The organism is Saccharibacillus sp. CPCC 101409 (assembly GCF_030518235.1).
GTDB lineage: Bacteria > Bacillota > Bacilli > Paenibacillales > Paenibacillaceae > Saccharibacillus.
Genome location: NZ_JAULSA010000007.1, coordinates 134,881 through 156,473 on the forward strand (window position 1 = coordinate 134,881; position 21,593 = coordinate 156,473).

A 21,593-nucleotide genomic window follows, 5' to 3' on the forward strand; every position below is an offset into this window, starting at 1 on the left:
TCGGGAAAAAGGATTTTGGCGCGCGCCGGCGAATGTGCCGAAAAGCGGTAATCCTGCTATGATGGACATGCCGGAATTAAGAGAGTAAGCCGGGCGCCGAATCGCGGACACGCGGGAACGAACAAGGCGCGCGGAATTTGGAGGCGGAATTCCATGCAAACGCAAAAAAGCATTTTATATATCGAAGACGAACGGGAAATCGGCGAATGGGTGGTGCGGAACCTGGAAGAGCGCGGCTACCGCGTGGTCTGGCTGGAGAGCGGGGACGGCGCCGCGCAGGCGGCCGGGGAATGCGACGCGGCGGTGCTGGACATCATGCTGCCGGGCCTCGACGGCTTCACGGTCGGCCAGCGGCTCAAGCGCGATCGCCCGGAGCTGCCGGTCATGATGCTGTCGGCGCGCACGGCGATCGACGACAAGCTGGAAGCGCTGCGCTTCGCCGACGATTACCTGACCAAGCCGTTCCACCCGGACGAGCTGGCCGCGCGGATCGAGGTCATGCTGCGCCGCTCCGCTCCGGCCGAACCGGAAGCGCGCCGCATCGGGCATCTGCTCGTGTACGAGCACGAGAACCGGGTGGTCGATTCGGAGAGCGGCGAAGAGATTGCGCTGACGGGCAAGCAGTTTCATATCTTTATGTTCTTCCTGCGGCATCTGGGGCAGATCCTGACCAAAGAGCAGATCTACGAAGCGGTCTGGGGCGAGCCGTATATGGAAGGCGACAAGACGCTGATGGTGCATATCCGGTATTTGCGCGAAAAAATCGAGCGGGACCCCGGCAGTCCGGCGATCGTGGAAACGATTCGCGGCATCGGCTACCGGGTGCGCGGATAGGAGGGGGACGCCGTGAAATTTCGCGAGTCGCTGATGGCGCGCTACCTGATGCTGATCGGCTTCGCCATCTTCCTGCTGCCGGTGCTGCTGCTGCTGACGATGGCGATCTATGTGGGGTACAGTTATTTCTTCTGGCAGCCGGAAGCGCCGAGGGATCGCCCGGATAGGGTCGTGCGTTCGCAGCTCGAAAGCGACTGGCACGAACTTGCGGCCGGGCTGGACGGAGAGGACGCGGCGGCGGTCGAAGCGGCGCTGGCCGCTTATCGGAGCAAGCATCCGTCCGTCGAGACGGCTTATATCGACGCGGCCGGCCGTACGGCGTTCGAGCAGCCGAAGCGCGGCGATCTGCCCGAAGTCTGGACGCCGTCCTGGACCGCCGAATTCATGAAGCGGGCGACGCTGTACACTTCGAAGACGTTTACGGTGGTTGCTTTTGTCGGGGAAAAAGACGATCCGGCGAGCGACGAGCGGCAGGGGTTCGTCGTGGCGCGGGTGCCGGTAAACCTGACCGTCGCGTCGGTGCCGGACCAGGAAGCGCGCATTACGCAGGTGTTGTTCGTGCTGCTGTTCGTGCTGCTTCTGCTGCTGTTCGCTTTTCTGTCCTGGACATTCTTCTACCGGATTCGCAAACGGCTGGTCCGGCTGCAAACGGCGATGACCGCCTACGACGAAAGCGGCATGCCGCTGCCGGTCTCGCCGGGCAAGCGCCGCGACGAAGTGGCCGCGCTGGAAGACACGTTCAACGAAATGGTGGAGAAGCTGCGCGCCGGGCGGCAGCGCGAGCGCGAGGAAGAAGAGCTGCGCAAGCGGCTGATCGCCAATCTGTCGCACGATCTGCGCACGCCGCTGACCGTCGTGCGCAGCCACGCCTATTCGCTGGAGTCCGAGCCGCTCGGCGAGCGCGGACGTCAATCGCTGTCGCTGATGGCGGGCAAGCTAGACGATCTGGGCGGCCTGATCGACAACCTGCTGTCGTATACTCTGATCGCCGCCGGTCGCTATCCGATGGTGCTGGAAGACACCGACGTGCTGCGCCTCGTGCGCACGGCGGCCGCGCAGTGGTACCCGGTATTCGAGAAGAACGGCATGGAAGTCGATGCCGATCTGCCCGAGGACGCGCTGGTCTGGCGCGTCGACCGGGAATGGTTCGTCCGCATCCTGGACAACCTGTTCCAGAACGCGGTGCGCCACGCGAAGACGGGCCGCTACATCGGCCTGTCGCTCGGGCCGCCCGACGCGCGGGGGCGGCGGAGCTTGCGGGTCCGGGACAAAGGCCCGGGGCTGGGGAATAGCGGCACGGCCGCGGAAGAGGCGGCGGCGCAGGCGGACAAGCCGGCTGCAGGCGGCGGCCGGAAGTCCTGCCAGGCTTCCGCCGCCGGAGCGGGCATCGGTTTGTCGATCGTGGATCTGATGATCCGCGAGATGGGGATGAGCTGGAGCATGGAAAGCGGCGAAGGCGGGACGGTCGTCACGATCCGGCCGTTCGGGGCGGAACGGGCTTCGCTGCCCGGCGCGTCCGAGGCCGACGCTAACGGAAGCGGGCGACGCTAATCGCCGTTTTTTGGACCGGTTCCAGGGCTAACGGAACGGAGCGCTCTTATTCGCCTGCCGGCGAAGCTTTTCGGCCGTAAATCGAGCGCTTAGCGTCTCCAGGTTCCGTTAGAATTCCTAAGCGGGCAAAACGAGTCGTTTAAGGCCGCTGAGTTCCGTTAGAGCGGAAACGGAAACGGAAACGGAAGCAGAGGCGAAGACGGAAACGGAAACGGAAACAGAAACGGAAGCAGAGACAGAGACGATGGCAACCGGGCGCCGACGTCGGCGGTCTGTATGAGTGATACGCCGGAAAAAGCCGCGGAAAATCGGTACAGCGGAACGCAATACGCGTAGTCGAAGCGGAGAAGCGCTGGATAGCGGCCTCAACGGGCCGCGTCCGGCGCTTTTTTTGCCGAAAGCCCGAACAGATACGCCGCTTTTTGTATACCATCCGCTGCCTCGACACATGCTACTCGCTGCATACCGGGCTACCCCTCCCCGCGCCAATTCTTGTGCATGGATCACTGAATCGTTTACTTGCAGCCCTTTTTCACATTCGCCGCTCGATACACTCCTGTCGTTTGTTCTCCTGCCGATCCGCCTGCCGCGCATACTCTTCATTCGTTCATGCACACCCCGACCTCCCCTATACACACCCGCTGTTTATAAACGCACCTCTCCTTCTATACACACCTCGATCCCCCGCATCTAATACGCTTCCCGCATTTTTCGAACAGCATTTATTGCTCGTCTCCCCGTGCCCAAACCCTTGCTGCTGTGCGGTTTTCCGCGTTTTGTACTCCCTTTTCCCAATCGGCGTCTTTACTTTTTTAGCAAAAACGTTTGACAGAATTCCCCACTCGTAATATAGTGTGCATATAGACATACACACTAATCACTGTGCAGGCACACTTCGATTCCGTTCGCCGGACGACACGCCTGTGCGGAAACGATAAAACGGCGCGCGGAAGCGCGAAGGGAGATATTGCGATGACTTTGGAGATCAGAAACCTGGGCAAACGATACGGTGACAAAACGGTTGTGGACGGCGTTTCGCTAACGGTCAGGGAAGGCCAGGCGTTCGGGCTGCTGGGCGGCAATGGGGCGGGCAAAACGACGACGATCCGCTCGGTGCTGGGGCTGCTCGAATACGAACAGGGCGAGGTGCTGTGGAACGGGAAAAATTTTGCCGCCAACCGCCCGAGCATCGGCTATCTCCCGGAAGAGCGCGGGCTGTATCCCAAGGAGACGGTGAGCGAGCAGCTGCTGTACCTGGCCCGGCTGGAAGGAATGAAGAAAGCCGCGGCGCAGCAGGCGCTGAAGGGCTGGCTGGAGCGTCTGGACATCGCGGAGCACGAACACAAACGCGTCGAACAGCTGTCGAAGGGCAATCAGCAGAAGGTACAGATCATCTCGGCGCTGCTGCACGATCCCGAGCTGGTCATCCTGGACGAACCGTTCAGCGGGCTCGACCCGGTCAACTCGGATATGCTGTCTTCGGTCGTCAAGGAAGAGCTGGCCCGCGGCAAGGCGATGATTTTCTCCAGCCACCAGATGATGCAGGTCGAGCAGTTCTGCGAAGACATCTGCATTTTGAAAAAAGGAATCGTGCAGATCGACGGCCGCCTGGACGACATCAAGCGCTCGTACGGACGCAGCAGCCTGATTCTGCGCAGCGAAGCGGATCTGGCCCCTGTGCTGCAAGCCGGCGGATACGAAGGGACCAAGCGCGGAGCCGGAGAATGGGCGCTCAAGATCGACAGCGAAGAAGAAGCGTTCGGCCTGATGCGGCGCTTGGCGCAGGAAGGCGTGCCGCTGCTGAAATTCGAGATCAAGGAACCGACGCTGCACGAAATCTTCATTGAAAAGGTGGGGGAAGCGGTATGAATAAAATGTGGACCGTCCTGGCATATTCGTTTAAGGAAAGAATCCGTTCCAAGTCGTTCAAAGTGATGACGCTGATCGTGATCGCCGCCATCCTGCTGCTCACGCAGCTGCCGAAATGGCTGGGCGGAGGCGGGGAAGCGCAAACGCAGGGAACGGTCGCCGTGATCGACGAATCGAACCTGAACCTGACGGCGGAAGGGCTGTCCGGGAACGTCTCGCCGCTGTATACCTGGCAGGTGCTGCCGGCCGAAGAGCTGGACGCGCAGACCGCCCTGCTCAAAGACGACAAGCTGGAAGGCGTCGTGCGGGTGAACGCCGGGGACGGCGCGCCGCAGGTGACTCTCGTGGTCGACAAGAGCGAAGACGCTTCGTTTGCGCAGCCGCTGATGAGCTATGTGGGACAGGCGTACACGGCCTCCGAAGTCGGCAAGCTGAATCTGGACGCCGGCGAGGCGCGGCAGATCACGGCGCCTCCGGTGCTCGATCTGCAGGAACTGAACGCGGGCGGCAAGTCGTTTGCGGAAACGTTTATGCCGGTGTATCTGCTGCTGTTCCTGCTGTACTTTATGATCTACCTGTTCGCCGGCAACGTCGCGACTTCGATCTCGGTCGAAAAAGGCTCGCGCATCAAAGAAATCCTGATTACCAAAGTCAGTCCCGGCCAGCTGCTGACCGGCAAACTGCTCGGCGTGGGGCTGGCGGGCATCCTTCAATTCGCGCTGATCTTCGGCGTCGGCGCGGCTCTGATCCGGTTCGCCGGAGGCGGCGAAGGGATCAGGCTGGGCGCGTTCAGCGTCGACTTCTCGATTCTGGGCGGCGGAACGCTGGCCGTAACGGCTCTGGTGTTCGTGCTCGGCTACTTCTTCTACGCGGCGCTGTTCGGCGCGGCCGGTTCGCTGGTCAGCCGCAGCGAGGAGCTGAACCAGGCGATCATGCCGGTATCCATCCTGCTGATGGCTTCGTTCTTCGCCGGCATGATGAGCATGAACGACCCGAACGGCACGCTGGCCGTGGCCGGCTCGTACATTCCGTTTCTGACGCCGCTCGTGCTGATCGCCCGGGTGGGCGCGGGCGAGCTGGCCCCGATGGAAATTATGGTACCGCTGCTGATCCTGGCCGCTTCGACCGTGCTGGTCGCCTGGCTGTCGTCCCGCATCTACCGCGCCGGCGTGCTGCTGTACGGCCAGAAGCCTTCGCTCGGCATGATGCTCAGAGCGCTGGGATCGGGCAAACGCGGTCCGGCGGTATCGGCTTCGGCGGGCGGCAAGACGACATCGGGAATGTGAGATTTTTGCAGGCAAGAAACAAAGCGGAAACATGGGGCGTGCGGAAAGCACGGGAATTTCCGGAGAAATCTCGGACGCGGATTTTATAAAAAACGGAAACCGTTCGGGAAATGGAACGTTTTAACAAGTGTTGGGTGTTTTACACAAGTCGGACGGGAAGCGGAAATTCAAAAAATAGCTTTAAGGGAGCGATGAAGATGTACGAATACGATATTGTGCAGATCGACATGAACGGCTGGAAAGGCCAACCGAAGCTGGACCATCACCAGATCGTCCATGCTCATGCCCGCGAAGGCTGGAGACTGGTTCAGCTGTTCTCGCCCCCGGCGGCGGGATTCGGTTCGTCGACATTCATGGAGCTGTATTTCGAACGGGAGATCAAGGCGTAGCCGGAAAACGAGTTCGAAAACACCGGATTGCAGAAACCCGCTCGCTTCGGCGAGCGGGTTTCTTGTTAAGCCGGGGCGGGACGGTTCAAGCGCGCCGGAACCCGTTCCGGGGGAGGCGGGAAAACCGGCCGTCCGCCGCTTCGCGGCGCAGGCGTATGCGCAAAGCGTCCGTGGAGAGAGGCCGCTCTATATTCGATCCGGTTAAGGAGGATTCGTTCATGTTCAGAAAGATCGTTACGCCGCTGATTGCGGCGGCCGCCGGATTCGTGATCGTCTGGACGGCGGCGGGATTGGCGGGAAGCGGCAGCCGCGGAGCCGCAGCGGCCGAATCGGCGTGGAATACGGCCGGTGCGTTTGGCGGCTGGCCGCTGCCCGCCGCGCTGGTCGCAGCCGCGATGATCGCGATGACCGCGATTCTGGTGCACGAGATCGGCCATATTCTCGGCGCGCTGGCGGTGCGCAGCCGGGTGACCCGGCTGTACTGGGGGCCACTGATTTTTCTGTTTAAGGAGCGCCGGGTGCGCTTTACGGTCAAGAACAAGTATTTCTTCGGCGCGATGCAGACGGATATCCGGGAATACAAGGATGAAGCCGCGTTCGGCCGGGCGATCCGGGCGCAGCGGATCGTCTGCATGGCCGGTCCGGCGTTCAGCCTGGCGACCGGGCTGGCCGCTTATGCGTCGGCTGCGCAGCTGTGGAGCGCGGCCGGTCTGTACGGGCTGCTGTCCGCCGGCATCGGGCTGGCGACGCTGTTTAGCGACGGCGTGCAGGCGCTGCTGCTCGGTCGCCGGAATTGCGCGCTGGCGAGCGCATGGGCGATGCTGATCCAGGGCGAAAGGCTGGACGGGCATAAACGGGCTTTTCTGCGCGGCATAAGCGTCCGCTATTTGCGGGAGCTGGCGGACCGGCCAAGTCCGCCGAAGGGGCGCGAACTGCACGATCTGCATCTGCTGTATTACGTTAAGCTGATGCGGGAGCCGGAGCCGGAGGCGGCGTCCGGAGCGGGAGCGAAGCGGGCGGACAATATTGCCGCGGCCGGCCGGACACCGGGCGACGGCCCGGCAGCGGATGCCGCCGCGGCGGCGGACGTTCCGGCCGATTCACCGGAAGCGATCTTGACCCGGGAGCTGGAGGAGTCCTGGCCTCCGCCGTCCAATACAGCCAAAATGCAGCGCGACGCAATGCTTATGGTGCTGGGCGAAGAAGTCGTTCGGCTGTGCGAAGCCGGCGAGCGCGAAGCGGCCGAAGCGCTGCTGCAACGCCTCGGCGGCCGGGCGAACAAGCCGTCGCCGCTGCTGCTGAAGGCGCGCGCTTTCTCGCAAGACTCGGCCGTCCTTGCCGGCGAATACATAACGACGATCCGCGCGATGAGCGGCGATATGGCTTCGTTCGAAGCGTTTGCGCGGTTCGAGGAGGAAAGGCTGCGCGGCTGCGGACTGCTTTTTTAAACCAAATTTAAACTTGAAGCGCCCCGGTCTTTAACCTTGCCTCTGTATCATGGGAACCAACGATAAAGAAACCAGAGGTGAGGGATATGACCGAAATGATGATCGAAACCCGGAACTTGACGAAGAAATACAAAGGAACCCGAGCGGTGGACGCGCTTAATCTGGCGATTCCCCAAGGAGAGATTTACGGATTCCTGGGCCCGAACGGGGCGGGCAAAACGACGACGATCCGCATGCTGCTCGGCCTGATCAAGCCGAGCAGCGGCATTGTGCAGATCTTCGGGCAGGACTTGCGGCGCGAACGGATCAAGATTCTGCGCCGGGTCGGCTCGCTGGTCGAATATCCGTCGTATTACGGACATCTGAACGCCGTGGAGAATCTGGAAACGATCCGCCGCATCCTGAACGTGCCGAAGAATCGGATCGACGAAGTACTGCGCACCGTCGGATTGACCAAGGACGCCAAGCGCGCGGTCAAAGGCTATTCGCTCGGCATGAAGCAGCGGCTCGGCATCGCGTCGGCGCTGCTCGGCAGCCCCGAACTGCTGCTGCTCGACGAACCGACCAACGGCCTCGACCCGTCGGGGATTCTGGAAATTCGCGAGCTGATCAAAAGAATGCCGAAAGAGCAGGGCATTACGGTGCTCGTGTCCAGTCACCTGCTGAGCGAAGTCGAGCAGATGGCGACCGGCGTCGGCATCGTCAACCAGGGGCGGATGATCTTCCAGGACAGTATTCCCAACCTCCAGCGCAAAGCGGGCAGCGAAATTCATATCGCGCTGTCGGAGCCGGACGCGGGACTGATTACGGCGCGCGAACTGGGCTGCTTCCCGCGGCTGGACCAGGGCAAGCTGGTGTTCAAAGGCATCGGGAACGAAGAGATCGCCCGGCTGGTCGCGGCTCTGGTGGACGCCCGGCACAGCATTTACCGGGTCGAAGAGCGGCGCAAATCGCTGGAAGACCTGTTCCTGACGATGACGAGCGGAGCAGGCGCAACGGCGGAAACCAACGGGGAAGCCGGAACTTCCGCCGGCGGCGCGCCGAGAGCGGCGGGCCTTCCAAAGGAGGCGGCGCAATGATCGGACAACTGCTTGCGACCGACCTGCTCAAGATGCGCCGCACCGGCATCTGGTGGATCGTGTTTATCGGACCCGCGGGACTTGCCGCCATGCAGGCGCTGAACTTCGGCCTCCGCTACGACTATCTGGTGCTGGATCAATACAAGTCCGATCCCTGGGCGGGACTGCTGAGCAGCGTGGGCAGTTTCGTGCCGATCGCGATCTACCTGGCGATGACCCTGCTGATGTCGATGATTGCCAGTATCGAGAACCGGCAGAATTCCTGGAAGCAGACGCTGGCACTGCCGGTCAAGCGCTCGCAGGTGTTCGCTTCGAAATTTCTGTGCTGCCTGGTTCAACTGCTCGCGGCCTGCGTGCTGCTGTCCGTGTCCATCGTAATCGTCGGCCTTGCGCTGCGGCTGCCGGGAGAGATTCCGTACTTCGATCTGCTGACGCTCGGGTTCTATCCGCTGCTGGCTTCGCTGCCGCTGCTCGGATTTATGCTCTGGGCGGCGCTGACGCTGCGCAACCAGGCGATCCCGATCTCGCTCGGCATTGCGGCTTCGCTGGTATCCGTATTCGGCGGTTCGCTGAGCGAAGCGATCCCGCTGTCGTGGCCGTCGCTGGTCGTGGCCGGGCAAGAAACGTTCCTTTTTATGGGACTGGGCGTCGCTTTGTTCGCGGTGCTGTATCTGCTGGGCTCTATCCACTTTTCGAGAAAGGATGTGGCGTAAATGAATCAATGGATAGCGGCGCTCCGCAGCGAGCGCATCAAACTGGGCCGCTCCCAGATCCTGCTGCTGGCGGTGATCGATCCGCTGCTGTGCGGCGCCATCGGCTTGTTCGCCAACATCCCGGGTACCGAAGAAGGCTGGCTGGCGCTGCTGCTAGTGATGAGCCTGCTGCACGCGATGCTGTTTCTGCCGGTAATGACGGGAATCTTCTCGGCGTTCGTCTGCCGCTACGAGCACGCCGGAGGCGGATGGAAACAAATCCTGTCGCTGCCGGTATCGCGAAACGCGCTGTATCTGGCGAAGCTGTTCGTGGTAGGGGGAACGCTGGCGCTGAATCAGCTGCTGTTTCTGGCCGCCGTCCTGGCTGCCGGATTGTTCAAAGGCTTCGACCTGTCGCTTATACCGTGGGAATTGTTTGCGCCCAGACTGATCGGGGGATTTGTAGCCTGTCTGCCGCTGGCCGCGCTGCAGTTGTTCGTGTCCACGATGTGGAGCAGCTTCGCCGCGCCGCTCGTGCTGAATGTGATCTTTACCATCCCGAATATCCTGGTCGCCAATTCGTCGGAGATCGGTCCGTATTATCCGTGGGCCCAGCCCATGCTGGCGATGATGCAGGCCGGCGGGGAGTACGACTTCGGCGCGTTCGCGCTGCCGCTGGAGAACCTGATGATTACGGTCGGAGGAAGCTTCGTGCTGTTTCTGGCCGCGGGAATGGTGTATTTCAATCGCAAGGCGGTGTAACGAGCGGCATTCAAATAGACGCCCAACCCAACTTTTTTGCCGGGAAAGGCGTTTATTCGGTATAAGGGGGAACGTTCGATGGTTTCAAAACGAATACTCGGCTTTGCCGCCGCCGCTTTTCCGATGCTCGTCTTTGTTCGTCCGGCGCACGCCGCGTCGGCGGCGGAAGCATCGGCCGCGGTCGGCGACAGCGGATTTCCGGTCTTCTGCGTTTCTTTGGTTCTTTCCATGCTGCTGATGTTCGGGATTTTTGCGCTGATTCGGAAAGGATCGAGGAAGAAGTAAGGCGGCTGCGCGCTGCGGTTTACTCTTCCAGTACCGTAAATTCCATAGCGAGAAAAAAAGGAGTCAGCGGGTAAAAATAACTTACTTCGACCCGCTGCCCGGCATGGAGATCTTCGATGCGAAGCAGTTCTTTACGCGCAGCGTCGGTCTGGCGGTACATATGCTTATCCGGTACGGACGAATAAACGGAATCTATAGGGCTTAGCGCCGGATCGAGCCGACGGTGTCTGATACGGATTTTTTATTCGGATTGTCGAGAAACGATTTGATGTAAACATAATGAAGTAGACTCGATTGGAATGAAAGGTCGGGGAAGGGGCTTGAGAAATAAAGCGAGCCGCAGGACGAATCTCAAATAGCTGCGTATATACTCTTATTCAGGCATGATCTTACGTTTTCGAGAAAATAACCGCGCCTATACACTTATTTCAAGCTTTTTCGCTTCGATTTGGCCTTTGGCTCCCGAATAAGTGTACCTGCGTCGCTATTTAAAGAAACGGAAGCGTTTCGCCGAAAATAATTGTACCTGTGCCGCTATTTTCCGTTTGGAACCCTACCCGGTTTTCTCGACACCCTGAAATAAAAAATCCGCCGCAAGGGTTGCTTGCGGCGGATTTTTTTATTGTGCGTTTACGGGCCAACTGGCGAAATCGTACCGGAAGTTGCGGAAGCCGGAGTACCGGACAGACCGCGGGAATCTTTTGGCGTGACTTCGAACTTAATCGTTTTGCCGGAATCGGCTTCAACCAAAACATAAGTCTTGTTGGTTGCACCGGTGATTGCTGTCGGCGTGCCGCCATTTACGCGGTACCATTGGAACGTCGAACCCGACTCGGTGTCTCCAGTGTCCGGATCGGTGAAGGTGTAGCTGCCGGTAAGCGTTTGTCCGACTTGAGTCGTGCCGGAAATCGTAACGCTCGAAGCGGTTGGAGCCCGGTTAGCGGCAGCAATCGTTGTCGAAGTTGCCGAAGACGCGGTACCGGCCAGTCCATGAGAATCTTTCGGTGTAACTTCAAACTTCACCGTTTTGCCGGAATCGGCAGCGACCAGGGTATAAGTGTCGTTGGTTGCGCCGGTGATGGCCGTCGAGGTAGCGCCGTCTATACGGTACCACTGGAACGTCGTTCCGGTTTCGGCGTCGTTATCCGCATCGGCATACGTGTAGCTGCCGGTCAGCACTTGTCCGACCGTAGTTGTACCGGAGATCGAAACGGCGGTAGCTGTCGGAGCCTGGTTGGCCGCGGCAATCATCGTCGAAGTTGCGGATGCCGGAGTGCCGGCTTCGCTATAAGAATCCTTCGGCGTTACCTCGAATACGACTTTTTTACCCGCGTCGTCGGAAGTCAGGGTATAGGTTTTAGCGGTTGCGCCGCTGATTACCGCTTGTGTATTGTCACTGTTGACGCGATACCATTTGAAAGTCGTACCCAGTTCGCTGTCGCCGTCCGGATCGGTGAAGGTGTAGCTGCCGGTCAGCGGCTCTCCGACTTTGGCGGTGCCGGAAATCGTTACATCGGCAGCCGTCGGCGCATGATTGAGCGCTTTAACCGTCGCGGTCGGGTCCGAAATCCCGACTTGACCGGTCTTGTCGCGAGAGTCTTTCGGTGTTACCTGGAAAATGATCTTATAGTCTACATCGCTGTCGGTCAGCGTATAGGTCAGGGAAGTCGCTCCCGTAATGAGTTCAGGTGTATGGTTTTCCATCACGCGGTACCATTCGTATGTCGATCCTTTTTCCGTATCGCTGTCCGAATCGGCGAAGGCGTAGCTGCCGGTCAGCGTCTGACCCGCTTCCGGGTTTCCGGTAATCTTAACATTGGAAACGGTAGGCGCGTGGTTAGCTGCTTGCACTACGGCGGAAGCGCTCGAAGCGGTCGCCGTGCCCGTCTTGCCGCGGGAATCTTTCGGCGTGACTTTAAATATAAGCTGCTGATTCAGGTCGTCGGAAGTCAACGTATACGTCTTGCTTGTTGCGCCGACGATTGGGGATTTGTCATCGCCGATGTTGTGAATGTTATGATCGACCCGGTACCACTGGTAGGTAGAACCCGACTCCGTATCGCCCAGATCCGGATCGCTGAAAGTATAGCTGCCGGTCAGCGTTTTCCCGACTTCGGTCGTTCCCGTAATCTCAATATAAATTATGCTCGGCGCGCGATTGAGCGGGGCCACTGTATCCGACAAGGCCGATGCCGGAAGGCCGGCTTTGCCGCGCGAATCGTTGGTTTTGACTTCAAATTCGACTTTTCGGCCGGCCTCGTTCGGAGTCAGCGTATAAGAAATGCCGGTCGCTCCGCCGATTGCGCTGCGGTCTCCTTTTTGATCCACCGAATACCATTGAAACGAAGTGTCCATTTCCGTATCGCCGAGGTCGGCATCGTTGAACTTGTAGTCGCCGGTCAGCGTTTGTCCGACTTCGGCGGTGCCTGTAATTTTAACGCCGCTCAGGAAAGGTGCATTATTGTTCTCCTGCACGACTTTGGAAACAGCGCCGTCGGCTGCTCCCGACTTGCCGCGGGCATCCCGTGGAGTTACCACAAAAGCGATTCGTTTGCCGACGTCTTCCGGAGTAATCTTGTAAGAGCGGCCGGAAGCTTTGGGAATTTGAACGTAAGTCTTGTCGTCGTTGACCCGATACCAGCTCACCGTAGTATTCTGTTCCGCATCGCCGTCCGCGTCGTAGTACGTATAGCTGCCGACAAGGGTTTCGCCGACGATCGCGCTGCCCGTTATTTGTACTTTGGAAGCCGCAGGCGCCTGGTTGACCGGTGTCGGGGAAGGCGTCGACGGCGAAGGCGTAGGCGTTGTAACCGGCATTGGCGCAGGTGTCGGAACAGGCGCGGGCGTCGGCGTCGGAACCGGGTTAGGTACCGGAGTCGGTACAGGCGTTGGCTGAGGTGCCGGTACTGCCGCCGTTTCTTTGGCTTTATAGGTGCGAACCGCGACGACCGCGACTTCTTCGCGGTTGCTGACGGCGGTCGGATTGAACTTGCCGCCGGTGCCGGCCATCAGGCCGGATTTGACTGCGCTTGCCACATATCGGGATGCCCAGTCGTGAATGGAGCCGGCATCTGCGAATTGGGACAGCGCAGAAGAATTTTCTTCAACAGGAATGTTAAGCGCTTTGACGATCACGACGGCCAGCTGCTCGCGGGTCAGCGTTTGTTTGGGATTGAAGGCTCCGTTTCCGCTGCCCAGCATGATTCCCGCTTTTTTGACAGCTTCGATGTAAGGAACGCTCCACTGATCTTTGGAAACGTCTTTGAACGTCGTTGCCGCCGCGGAATCCACGGGAAGCTTTAGAAGCTCGACAATGACTTTCGCCATTTCTTCGCGGGTGATTTGAGCGGCGGGCCGGAAGTTGCCGTCCGTGTCCCCCGTCAATAAGTTCAGGAGCTGGGCCTGAGTGATCGCGTCGCGCGACCAGGAAGAAGCCTGATTCAAGTCTTTGAATGCGGGCGCGCTTTCGGCTTGTGCGGTTAGCGAACCCATCATGCCTGCTGTAACGAACAAGGATGCGAGTACTTTTTTCGTAGCTTTCAAAGAGCTTCCTCCCCTGATTCCTGATGAATGTCTAATAGCTTAGTAACTTATATCGGGAGCGGTTTCAAAAAATTTATAGATTGCGAAAAATAAAGTTTTGACCAAAAATGTTACAGTGTAAAGAGTTACATACAATATAAAAAGCTCTGCGGAGCGGGTCCGCGGAGCTTGGAGCAAATTAATTATTGAGATTGGAATTGAGAGTTAAGACGGGCGCAGCCAAAAAAGAACCGGGGAAACGGTTTATTTACGTCGGCTGCGATACGCTCTCCAGCCCAGCCCGAATAATTTCGCACGAGCGTTCGAACAGTTCTTTTTCATCGTCGCTCAGGTTGAACTCGATCAGTTCCTCGATGCCGCCGTCGCCGATGATGGCCGGGACGCCGACGCAGACGTCGGTCTGGCCGTATTCGCCGTCGAGGATCGCCGATACGGCGATGATGCGGTGGTCGTCGTTCAGGATCGAACGGACGATATAAGCGATCGCGCTGCCGATGCCGAACTGCGTCGAGCCTTTGCGCGTAAAGATTTCCCAGCCCGCGTCTTTGGTCTTGCGCGCGATGTCGTTCAGGTCGAGATCCGGGAAGCGCAGCTTGTGCTCTTCGACGATCTGGAGAATCGGCTTGCCGCCGATCGTGACGTGCGACCAGGCGACGAACTGCGATTCGCCGTGCTCGCCCATCGCATAACCGTGCACGCTGCGCGGATCGATCCGGAACACGTCGGCGAACAGCGTTTTGAGCCGCGCGGAGTCGATCGAGGTGCCGGTGCCGATCACCCGATGCCGCGGCAGGCCGGACACCTGGGCGGTGATCTGCGTGACGATATCGACCGGATTTGCGGCGACCACGAAGATGCCGTCAAAGCCGCTGTTCATCACGGAAGCGACGATCTCGCGCGTGATGGACGCGGCTTCGGCGATAATATCCATGCGCTTCTGGCCCGCTTTGACATTGGCGCCGGCCGTCAGCACCACGATGTCCGCATCCGCGCAGTCGGCGTAATAACCGGCGCGCACGCGCGTGCGGGTGGAAGTGAAGTCGGCGCAGTGCGACAGGTCGAGCGCCTGGCCGGCGGCATGTTCGTAGCTTCGGCTGACCAGCACGATCTCGTCGCAGATCGACTGGTTGATCATGGCGTAAGCGCAGCTCGACCCCACAAGGCCCGATCCGATAATGACGACTTTGCGATTTTTTTTGCCCATAATCCGGTTCGCTCCTCCGCTTGATTGGAATTGTGAATAAAACCCGCTCCGATACAAAATGTATGAAGGAAAATGCAATTGAGTTTTTACATGAAAAGTTGCGAAAATGCTGCTTTGTTTATTTTAACGGATACGATAAAGCTTGTCAGCATAAAAACGAAGGATTATGTTACAAAACATGACATGTTTGAACGCTGTCGGACAAACTTGATTCGGGTTATTCCGATGGGATAGGGTAGAGAAGAGGCTTAGAGCCGTACAACACAATGGAGGTGCGATCCGCACATGACACAAAATAAACGATTTACGCTGGCAAGCCGTCCGAGCGGGATGCCGACAAGAGACAATTTCGAATTGAAAACGGAAGAAGCGGCGCAGCCGCAGGAAGGGCAGATTGCGGTCGAATCGCTGTATCTGTCGGTCGATCCGTATATGCGCGGCCGGATGAACGACGCCAAATCGTATTCCAAACCGTACGAGATCGGCGGCACGTTCGGCGGCGGAGCGGTCGGACGGGTCACGGAAAGCCGTCATGTCGATTATAAAGAAGGCGATATCGTGCAGGGACACTGGGGCTGGCAGACGCACGCGGCGGTGGACGCCAAGTCGGTCGTGCGCGTCGATCCCGATCTGGCGCCGATCCAGACCGCGCTCGGGGTGCTCGGAATGCCCGGCTTGACCGCTTACTTCGGTTTGCTGGATATCGGTCGGCCGAAAGCGGGCGAGACGGTCGTGGTGTCCGGCGCGGGCGGAGCGGTCGGCACGATCGTCGGCCAGATTGCGAAGATCAAAGGCGCGCGAGTGGTCGGCATCTCGGGGTCGGAGGAGAAGAACCGCTATCTGTCCGAAGAGCTGGGCTTCGACGCGGTGGTCAATTACAAAGACGGCTCGCTTGCGGAAGCGCTGGAAAAAGCGTGCCCGGACGGCGTCGACGTCTACTTCGACAACGTGGGGGGCGAGATTACCGACGCGGTGTTCCAACTGCTGAACCCGAATGCGCGCATTCCGCTGTGCGGCCAGATTTCGCTGTACAACCTCAAGCAGCCCGAGAGCGGGCCGAGATTCCTGCCGCTGCTGCTGACGCGCACCGCGCTGGTCAAAGGCTTCCTGGTCGGACAGTATCAGGACCGCTTCGCCGAAGCCGTTCCGGAAATGGCAGGTTGGATCAAAGAAGGCAAGCTCAAGTACAGCGAGAATATTATTGAAGGATTCGATCGTACGCCGGAAGCGTTCTTCGGTTTGTTCAGCGGGGAGAATCTGGGCAAGCAGCTGGTGAAGGTGTAAGGGCGATAAGCGGAGCGGGTTGTAACGGAAATAAGCGGAACGAATCGAATAAACAAAAGCAAAAACGCGGCCGGCGCAGATGTTCCGGCTGCGTTTTTTTGATGCTGCCGGCATTGTCGCAGGCAAAACACGAAATTTCGACTAGACTTCGAAATGCGTGAAGACCCAGCGAAAAACCCGTCCATAAGAACGGAAAAACAGTTCTTTTGCATAAAAGATAGTCAATTGGAATCAAAAATACCAAATAGATGAAAATAAAGTGCGTTGTGTGGATATATACAATAGAGAGGAATCAAGACGGGAGGCACGCAACTTGGGAAACGAGCGGTTTATGATCGGCGCGGCGGTCGTGATCTTCGGCAGCGGAGTATTCGGAATTTCGCCGCTGCACCAAGCACTTTCTTCGTTCGGCTGCGAAACGATGCTCCGTCAGGCAGCGGATCACGGAGCGGCGAGCCGCGAACAGGCATCCGGCCTGTCGGTGACGGACTTCGGCGCGGTGGCCAACGACGGCCGGGACGATTACGCGGCATTCGCGGCGGCGGCCGAAGCGGCCCGGGAGCAGAAGAAGACGCTGTATATTCCGGCCGGCGAGTTTGTGCTGGGCCGAATCCTGACGCTGGACGGAGTGCGGATGGAAGGCGCGGGCGCGAAAAATACGGTACTGGTCTCGACCGATCCGCAAAACGGCTCCATCGATCTGACGGGAGACGGCGCGCAGATCCGCAATTTCAAGCATGTCTATCTAACGACGGCGGAGCGCGGAGACGGATCGCACGAGAAAAACAGCATCACCGTCCGAGGCGCTTCCAACTTTACGATTACCGGCGTTCACGTCAGCGGATCGAGCACGGCCGGCATTATGATGGCTTACGGCGCGAATAACGGAGTCGTTTCGAACAATACGGTAGAACGTACGGGCGCGGACGGCATTCATATGACGACCGAAAGCCATGATATTACAGTGGAAAACAACACGGTGACCGGTGCCGGCGACGACGGAATCGCGGTTGTCAGCTACCGGACCAGCTCGTCGCCGGTACGCAATATTACGATCCGGGGCAATCATGTCGGCGGAATGTCCAAAGCGCGGGGGATCTCGGTGGTCGGCGGAACCGATGTGCGGATCGAGCGAAACGAAGTGCGGGATACGATGATGGCCGGTCTTTATATCGCGGTCGAAGATTCTTACGATACGATGGATGTGAATCGGGTTACGGTGAGCGGCAATACGGTCGACCACACGGGCATCCGGGAGAAAGAGAGCCATCCGAACGTCCTGGTGTATGCTTCCCGTGGAACAATCGACCATGTGGAGTTCAGCGGCAATACGATTACGAACGCGGCGCACCGCGGGATCGGCGTCTGGGGAGACGGGGACATCCGGCGCGTGACATTCGAGGGCAATACGCTGACGAACAGCCGGGGGGCGAATGTGACGTTTGAAAAAGGAGAGATCAAGCTGCGGGGGAATAAAGGTTTTTGATGGAGGGAAAAACGAGCCCGGGGAATATTCCGGGACTCGTGCTCGCCTGGGTACGAGTCCCGGGCAGGTCCAATAATGCGAACAGGCTGTTCGGTTCGAACGGCCCCAGAGTGCCAGAGTGCCGCGAAAGCCGGTTCTTGTTCCAAATCCAAAATAGCGGCACAGGTACAATTATTTCGGGCAAAAGGCTTCGGTTTCTTCAAATAGCGGCACAGGTACAACTATTTGGAAGCGAATCTCGGAATAGAAGCGAAAAATCTCGAAATAATGGTATGAGCGCAGTTATTTTCTTGAAAACGTAAAATCAAGCCTGAATAAGGGGCTGTACGCAGCTATTTTAGATTTACCTTGCCGCTTGCTTTATTTTCCAGGCTTTTCCCCGACATTGTATTCGAATCGAACCCGCCTATTACTTTTACAGCAAATCGTTTCCCGACGGCCCGGGGCTGTTCGGTTCAAACGGCCCCGGTACGCAGTTGGTTTCGTTAAAACGGCTTAAATTCAAAGACTTCACTCAAGGAATCACTCAAGGGCTGCATTCAACGATTTACTTCAAATATTTTTGCTTTAAGACAATAATGCGTTTGACGCTTTTGTCGATGCGCTGCTCGGAGATCTGTCCGTTTTTCACGGCGGCCTTGATGGCCTGGAGCGCTTCGGCGGCGTTGTCGGAGCCGTGGGCGACGAGCACGATATCGCTGCCGGCCCGGACGGACGCGACCGACGCTTCGCCGATGCCGTATTCGTTGGCGATCGCGCCCATGGTCATATCGTCGGTGACGACGACGCCGCTGTAGCCGAGCCTGCCGCGCAGCAGGTCGTTGATGACCGCTTTCGACATCGAAGACGGGACTTGGCCGTCCAGCTTCGGCAGCAGGATATGGGCGATCATGACGACGTCGGCGCCTTCGGCGATCGCTTTTTTGAACGGGACCAGCTCCAGCTTGTTCAGTTCGGCCAGGCTTTTATTCACGACCGGGAGCTGGATATGCGAATCGACGGATGTGTCGCCGTGGCCCGGGAAGTGCTTCACGACCGAGATCACATGCTTCGACTCCAGCCCCTGCATGACGGGAATGCCCAGTTTGGATACCAGAGCGGCGCTGTCGCCGAACGAACGGTCGCCGATCACCGGGTTGTCCGGGTTGCTGTTCACATCGAGCACCGGCGCGTAGTCCAGGTTGAAGCCCTGCGACCGCAGCTGGTCGCCCAGCCGCTCGCCGATGGAGCGGGCGTAGGCGGCGTCGTCCCGCGCGCCGATCCCGGCGGCTGCCGGGATCTTGTCCACGCCTTTGAGCCGGGCGACTCGGCCGCCTTCCTGATCGACGCTGAGCAGCAGCGGCAGATCGGCGTTACGATTCGCGGCTTCGATCTCGGCCGTGAATTTCTTCGTTTGCGCCGCGCTTCGGATATTGCTGGCGTAGAAAATCACGCCGCCGACGCCGGAATCGGCGATCAGCTTCTTGTCTTCGCCGCGCAGCGAAGTGCCTTCGACGCCCATAATCAGCATCTGGCCGATCTTCTCGTCCAACGTCATGCGCGCGAGCAGGTCGGTCGCTTCGTCCTTCGCACCGCCGGCAGCTTCGCCGGAGTCTGCCGCGCTGCCGCCGGGAGCGGGCACCGCCGCGGGCTGATCGGGCTGTGCCTGGCCGGAATCTTCGGATGTGTCGGCCGAGCTTTCGGGCTCGGCGGCCGCTTTGGAGCCGCTGTCCTCGCCGGCGGCTGCGTTCGCTGCGTCCTCAGGCGGCGCCGCCTCGTTCGCGTCCGCGTCGCGATCCGCCGCTGCGCTTGCATCGTTTGCCGCTGCGTCTGACTCGTCAGTGCGGCTGCTCTTGCCCTGCTGCAAATTTGCTTCGCCCGCGTCGTCGGGCTCGGCTGCCGGGACCGCACCTTCATCGGCGGTTTGAGCAGCCTGTTCCGCCGCTTCGCCGTTCGAGTCCTGCTTTTCGCTCAACATTAGAATAACGGCTGCCGCGGCCATAACCGTCAGCGCGAGCAGCGTAATGAAAGTATTTTTCCAAAAAGAAGCCGGCAAAGCCGATTTCCTGGTGTTCCGAGACATGAGATAATGTGCTCCCTTCGTCGAAAAAGCCATTCCAAGTAAACGGAAAAGTAAAACGGATATAGAAAGCAATCGGATATACAAATCAAACCAAAGTCAAATCGGCGTACGGTAAACGGAAGGATGCCCTGCGATTGGAGTGCAAAAATCCATCTTATTCCAACGACAACCTGCCAAAAATCAAAATGAAATGCAAATATCCACTCCAATCGCCAATTCCATTCGATTCCGCTTCGTTATCGAACGATAAGATGGATTTTTGCATTTGATTCGAGAAAAGGAGGGCCTGAAGAGCAAATAAAGTGGATTTTTGCACCTCGGACGGCAGTTTACGCGATCATCCTGCGGTGCAAGGCAAGCGAGCCGTTCGCTGGTCTTCGTCTTGCTTGTGCGGCTTGTCTGGCTTGTGTCGTTGGTATCGCTTGTACCGCTTGTGCCGTTGGTATCGCCTGCGCCGCTTGTGCGGCTAGTACCTCTAGTACCTCTAGTACCTCTAGTACCTCTAGTACCTCTAGTACCGCTTGTATCGCTCGCGCCGCCTGCGCTGTCGGAGCGCAGCGCTCTCGACATGCGCGCCGCCGCGTCACGTCGTTTCCCGCACCGCCAGCCCGAATGCCAGCGGTTTCAGCGGAAGCTGCCGGCCGAGCAGGCCGGGGGAGAGCAGCGCGAACGCGTTGTACGCCTGGTCGCGCTGCGGATTCTGCACGCTGGTCAGACCCAGCGTGACGGCGAGCGGCGTGTCGTCGAAGCCGACGACGCGCAGCTGCCCGGGCACGTCGAGGCCGCGCCGCCGCGCTTCGCTCAGAATCCCGGCCGCCGCGTAATCGTTGGCGCACACGATCGCCTGCGGCAGCGCGCCCCGCGCCGTTTCTTCCCGCATTGAAGCGCTCGAATCCGCGCAGCGCGCTGCTCCGCCAGAGCCCGCGGCCCGCGTTCCGTCTACACGCGCCGCTTCGCCCGAATCCGCCAATCGCGCTGGTCCTGCCTGCTCAGGTTTCCCCGAATCTTCCGGTCCTGCCGTATCCGCCGCCGCTTCGCCCGTCTCCGCCGAGCGCTTGCGCGTCGGCGCCCCGGCTTCTTTTTCATCAATCGTCCGCGGCTTTCGACCGGTTTCTTCCTCCGCGCCCAGCAGCCTCCGCACCACGTTCTGCCCTTCCTCCAGGCTGTACACGCCCGAGAAATACCAGTCGCTGCGCACGGGCAGGCCGCGTTCCCGCATCAGGTCCTCGTATGCCTGCCGCCGCCGCCGCGTATTCAGGCTGCTGGGGCGGCCGAACGCGTTGGCGATCCGTGTGACGCCGCTTTCCAGCAGGGATTCGATCGCCAGCCGGTAGCCTTCGTACTGATCCATCGCCACCGACGGAATATCCGGGCGGTCCATGCGCTGCCAGGACACGATCGGTCCGTATTTGCCGTACGAGCTGACCACCGATTCCTCGTTGACGCAGGTAAGGATCATCAGGCCGTCGACGCGTTTGCGTTTCAGGTCCTCGAACGCCTGCAGCTCTCTTTTGGCATCCGAGCCCGTCGTATAAACGATCGTCTGGAATCCGTGCGCCGCCGCCGCTTCCACGAAGCTCGTCATAAAAGGCAGAATGATCTCGTTGATCTCCGCCGTAATCATGCCGATCTGGAGCGTTTGGCCCCGGGACAGCGAGACGGCGTTGCGGTTCGGCACATAATCCATTTCGCGGATGACGCGCAGGATTTTCTCTCTCGTTTCCGGGCTGACGTGGCGCGATTCGTTCAGCACCCGCGAGACGGTCGCTTTGGAAAAGCCCGATATTTTCGCGATTTGCTCCAGATTGGACATGATTTC

At 59.2% G+C, this 21,593-nt stretch carries 17 protein-coding genes; 12 read left to right on the top strand and 5 right to left on the bottom strand.

Going from position 1 to position 21,593, the window contains the following annotated elements:
• Positions 1 to 153 precede the first annotated feature (153 nt).
• The 10 genes from QWJ34_RS16445 to QWJ34_RS16490 all read left to right on the top strand — a co-directional run bounded on the left by QWJ34_RS16445 (position 154) and on the right by QWJ34_RS16490 (position 10,195).
• Positions 154 to 834 (top strand): response regulator transcription factor, encoded by a 681-nt coding sequence (locus tag QWJ34_RS16445; RefSeq protein WP_302729463.1) that lies wholly within the window; start codon positions 154 to 156, stop codon positions 832 to 834.
• A 12-nt stretch (positions 835 to 846) separates the two neighbouring features.
• The gene (locus QWJ34_RS16450; RefSeq protein ID WP_302729465.1) at positions 847 to 2,385 is read left to right on the top strand and encodes a HAMP domain-containing sensor histidine kinase; all 1,539 of its coding nucleotides are present in this window, start codon (positions 847 to 849) and stop codon (positions 2,383 to 2,385) included.
• 972 nt (positions 2,386 to 3,357) lie between these two features.
• On the top strand, positions 3,358 to 4,254 hold the full coding sequence (locus tag QWJ34_RS16455; RefSeq protein ID WP_302729467.1) for an ABC transporter ATP-binding protein: 897 nt from the start codon (positions 3,358 to 3,360) through the stop codon (positions 4,252 to 4,254).
• Positions 4,251 to 5,540 (top strand): ABC transporter permease, encoded by a 1,290-nt coding sequence (locus QWJ34_RS16460; RefSeq protein WP_302729469.1) that lies wholly within the window; start codon positions 4,251 to 4,253, stop codon positions 5,538 to 5,540. Before QWJ34_RS16455 ends, QWJ34_RS16460 begins: the two co-directional genes overlap by 4 nt.
• A gap of 197 nt (positions 5,541 to 5,737) precedes the next feature.
• On the top strand, positions 5,738 to 5,929 hold the full coding sequence (locus QWJ34_RS16465) for a DUF4177 domain-containing protein (protein WP_302729471.1): 192 nt from the start codon (positions 5,738 to 5,740) through the stop codon (positions 5,927 to 5,929).
• 218 nt (positions 5,930 to 6,147) lie between these two features.
• A complete protein-coding gene (locus tag QWJ34_RS16470; RefSeq protein WP_302729473.1) occupies positions 6,148 to 7,377 on the top strand; it encodes a site-2 protease family protein in 1,230 nt (409 codons plus the stop codon).
• Between the two features lie 86 nt (positions 7,378 to 7,463).
• On the top strand, positions 7,464 to 8,456 hold the full coding sequence (locus QWJ34_RS16475) for an ABC transporter ATP-binding protein (protein ID WP_302729475.1): 993 nt from the start codon (positions 7,464 to 7,466) through the stop codon (positions 8,454 to 8,456).
• Positions 8,453 to 9,169 (top strand): ABC transporter permease, encoded by a 717-nt coding sequence (locus QWJ34_RS16480; RefSeq protein WP_302729476.1) that lies wholly within the window; start codon positions 8,453 to 8,455, stop codon positions 9,167 to 9,169. The genes QWJ34_RS16475 and QWJ34_RS16480 overlap by 4 nt, the downstream gene beginning before the upstream one ends.
• Positions 9,170 to 9,910 carry an ABC transporter permease gene (locus QWJ34_RS16485; RefSeq protein ID WP_302729477.1) on the top strand — a complete coding sequence of 247 codons (741 nt, stop codon included), beginning with the start codon at positions 9,170 to 9,172 and terminating at the stop codon, positions 9,908 to 9,910.
• A gap of 78 nt (positions 9,911 to 9,988) precedes the next feature.
• Complete coding sequence (locus tag QWJ34_RS16490) at positions 9,989 to 10,195, top strand: hypothetical protein (protein ID WP_302729479.1); 207 nt, start codon at positions 9,989 to 9,991, stop codon at positions 10,193 to 10,195.
• A 19-nt stretch (positions 10,196 to 10,214) separates the two neighbouring features.
• On the opposite strand, the gene QWJ34_RS16495 is transcribed toward QWJ34_RS16490, so the two are convergent.
• The 3 genes from QWJ34_RS16495 to QWJ34_RS16505 all read right to left on the bottom strand — a co-directional run bounded on the left by QWJ34_RS16495 (position 10,215) and on the right by QWJ34_RS16505 (position 14,942).
• A complete protein-coding gene (locus QWJ34_RS16495; RefSeq protein ID WP_302729480.1) occupies positions 10,215 to 10,355 on the bottom strand; it encodes a hypothetical protein in 141 nt (46 codons plus the stop codon).
• 470 nt (positions 10,356 to 10,825) lie between these two features.
• On the bottom strand, positions 10,826 to 13,738 hold the full coding sequence (locus QWJ34_RS16500; RefSeq protein WP_302729481.1) for an S-layer homology domain-containing protein: 2,913 nt from the start codon (positions 13,736 to 13,738) through the stop codon (positions 10,826 to 10,828).
• Positions 13,739 to 13,985: 247 nt separating this feature from the next.
• Positions 13,986 to 14,942: an L-lactate dehydrogenase gene (locus QWJ34_RS16505; protein ID WP_302729483.1), complete on the bottom strand. Its 957-nt coding sequence runs from the start codon at positions 14,940 to 14,942 to the stop codon at positions 13,986 to 13,988.
• Between the two features lie 285 nt (positions 14,943 to 15,227).
• Here QWJ34_RS16505 and QWJ34_RS16510 point away from each other — a divergent pair, with 285 nt between their 5' ends.
• Together QWJ34_RS16510 and QWJ34_RS16515 are read left to right on the top strand one after the other, a co-directional pair.
• Positions 15,228 to 16,226, top strand: a complete 999-nt coding sequence (locus tag QWJ34_RS16510) for an NADP-dependent oxidoreductase (protein WP_302729505.1) — start codon at positions 15,228 to 15,230, stop codon at positions 16,224 to 16,226.
• Between the two features lie 313 nt (positions 16,227 to 16,539).
• Entirely contained in the window at positions 16,540 to 17,712 is a 1,173-nt protein-coding gene (locus QWJ34_RS16515; RefSeq protein WP_302729507.1) for a right-handed parallel beta-helix repeat-containing protein, read from the top strand.
• Positions 17,713 to 18,259: 547 nt separating this feature from the next.
• Here the strand turns inward: QWJ34_RS16515 and nagZ are convergent.
• Both nagZ and QWJ34_RS16525 read right to left on the bottom strand, forming a co-directional pair.
• Positions 18,260 to 19,774 (bottom strand): beta-N-acetylhexosaminidase, encoded by a 1,515-nt coding sequence (gene nagZ / locus QWJ34_RS16520; protein ID WP_302729509.1) that lies wholly within the window; start codon positions 19,772 to 19,774, stop codon positions 18,260 to 18,262.
• Positions 19,775 to 20,357: 583 nt separating this feature from the next.
• A complete protein-coding gene (locus tag QWJ34_RS16525) occupies positions 20,358 to 21,587 on the bottom strand; it encodes a LacI family DNA-binding transcriptional regulator (RefSeq protein ID WP_302729511.1) in 1,230 nt (409 codons plus the stop codon).
• Positions 21,588 to 21,593 lie beyond the last annotated feature (6 nt).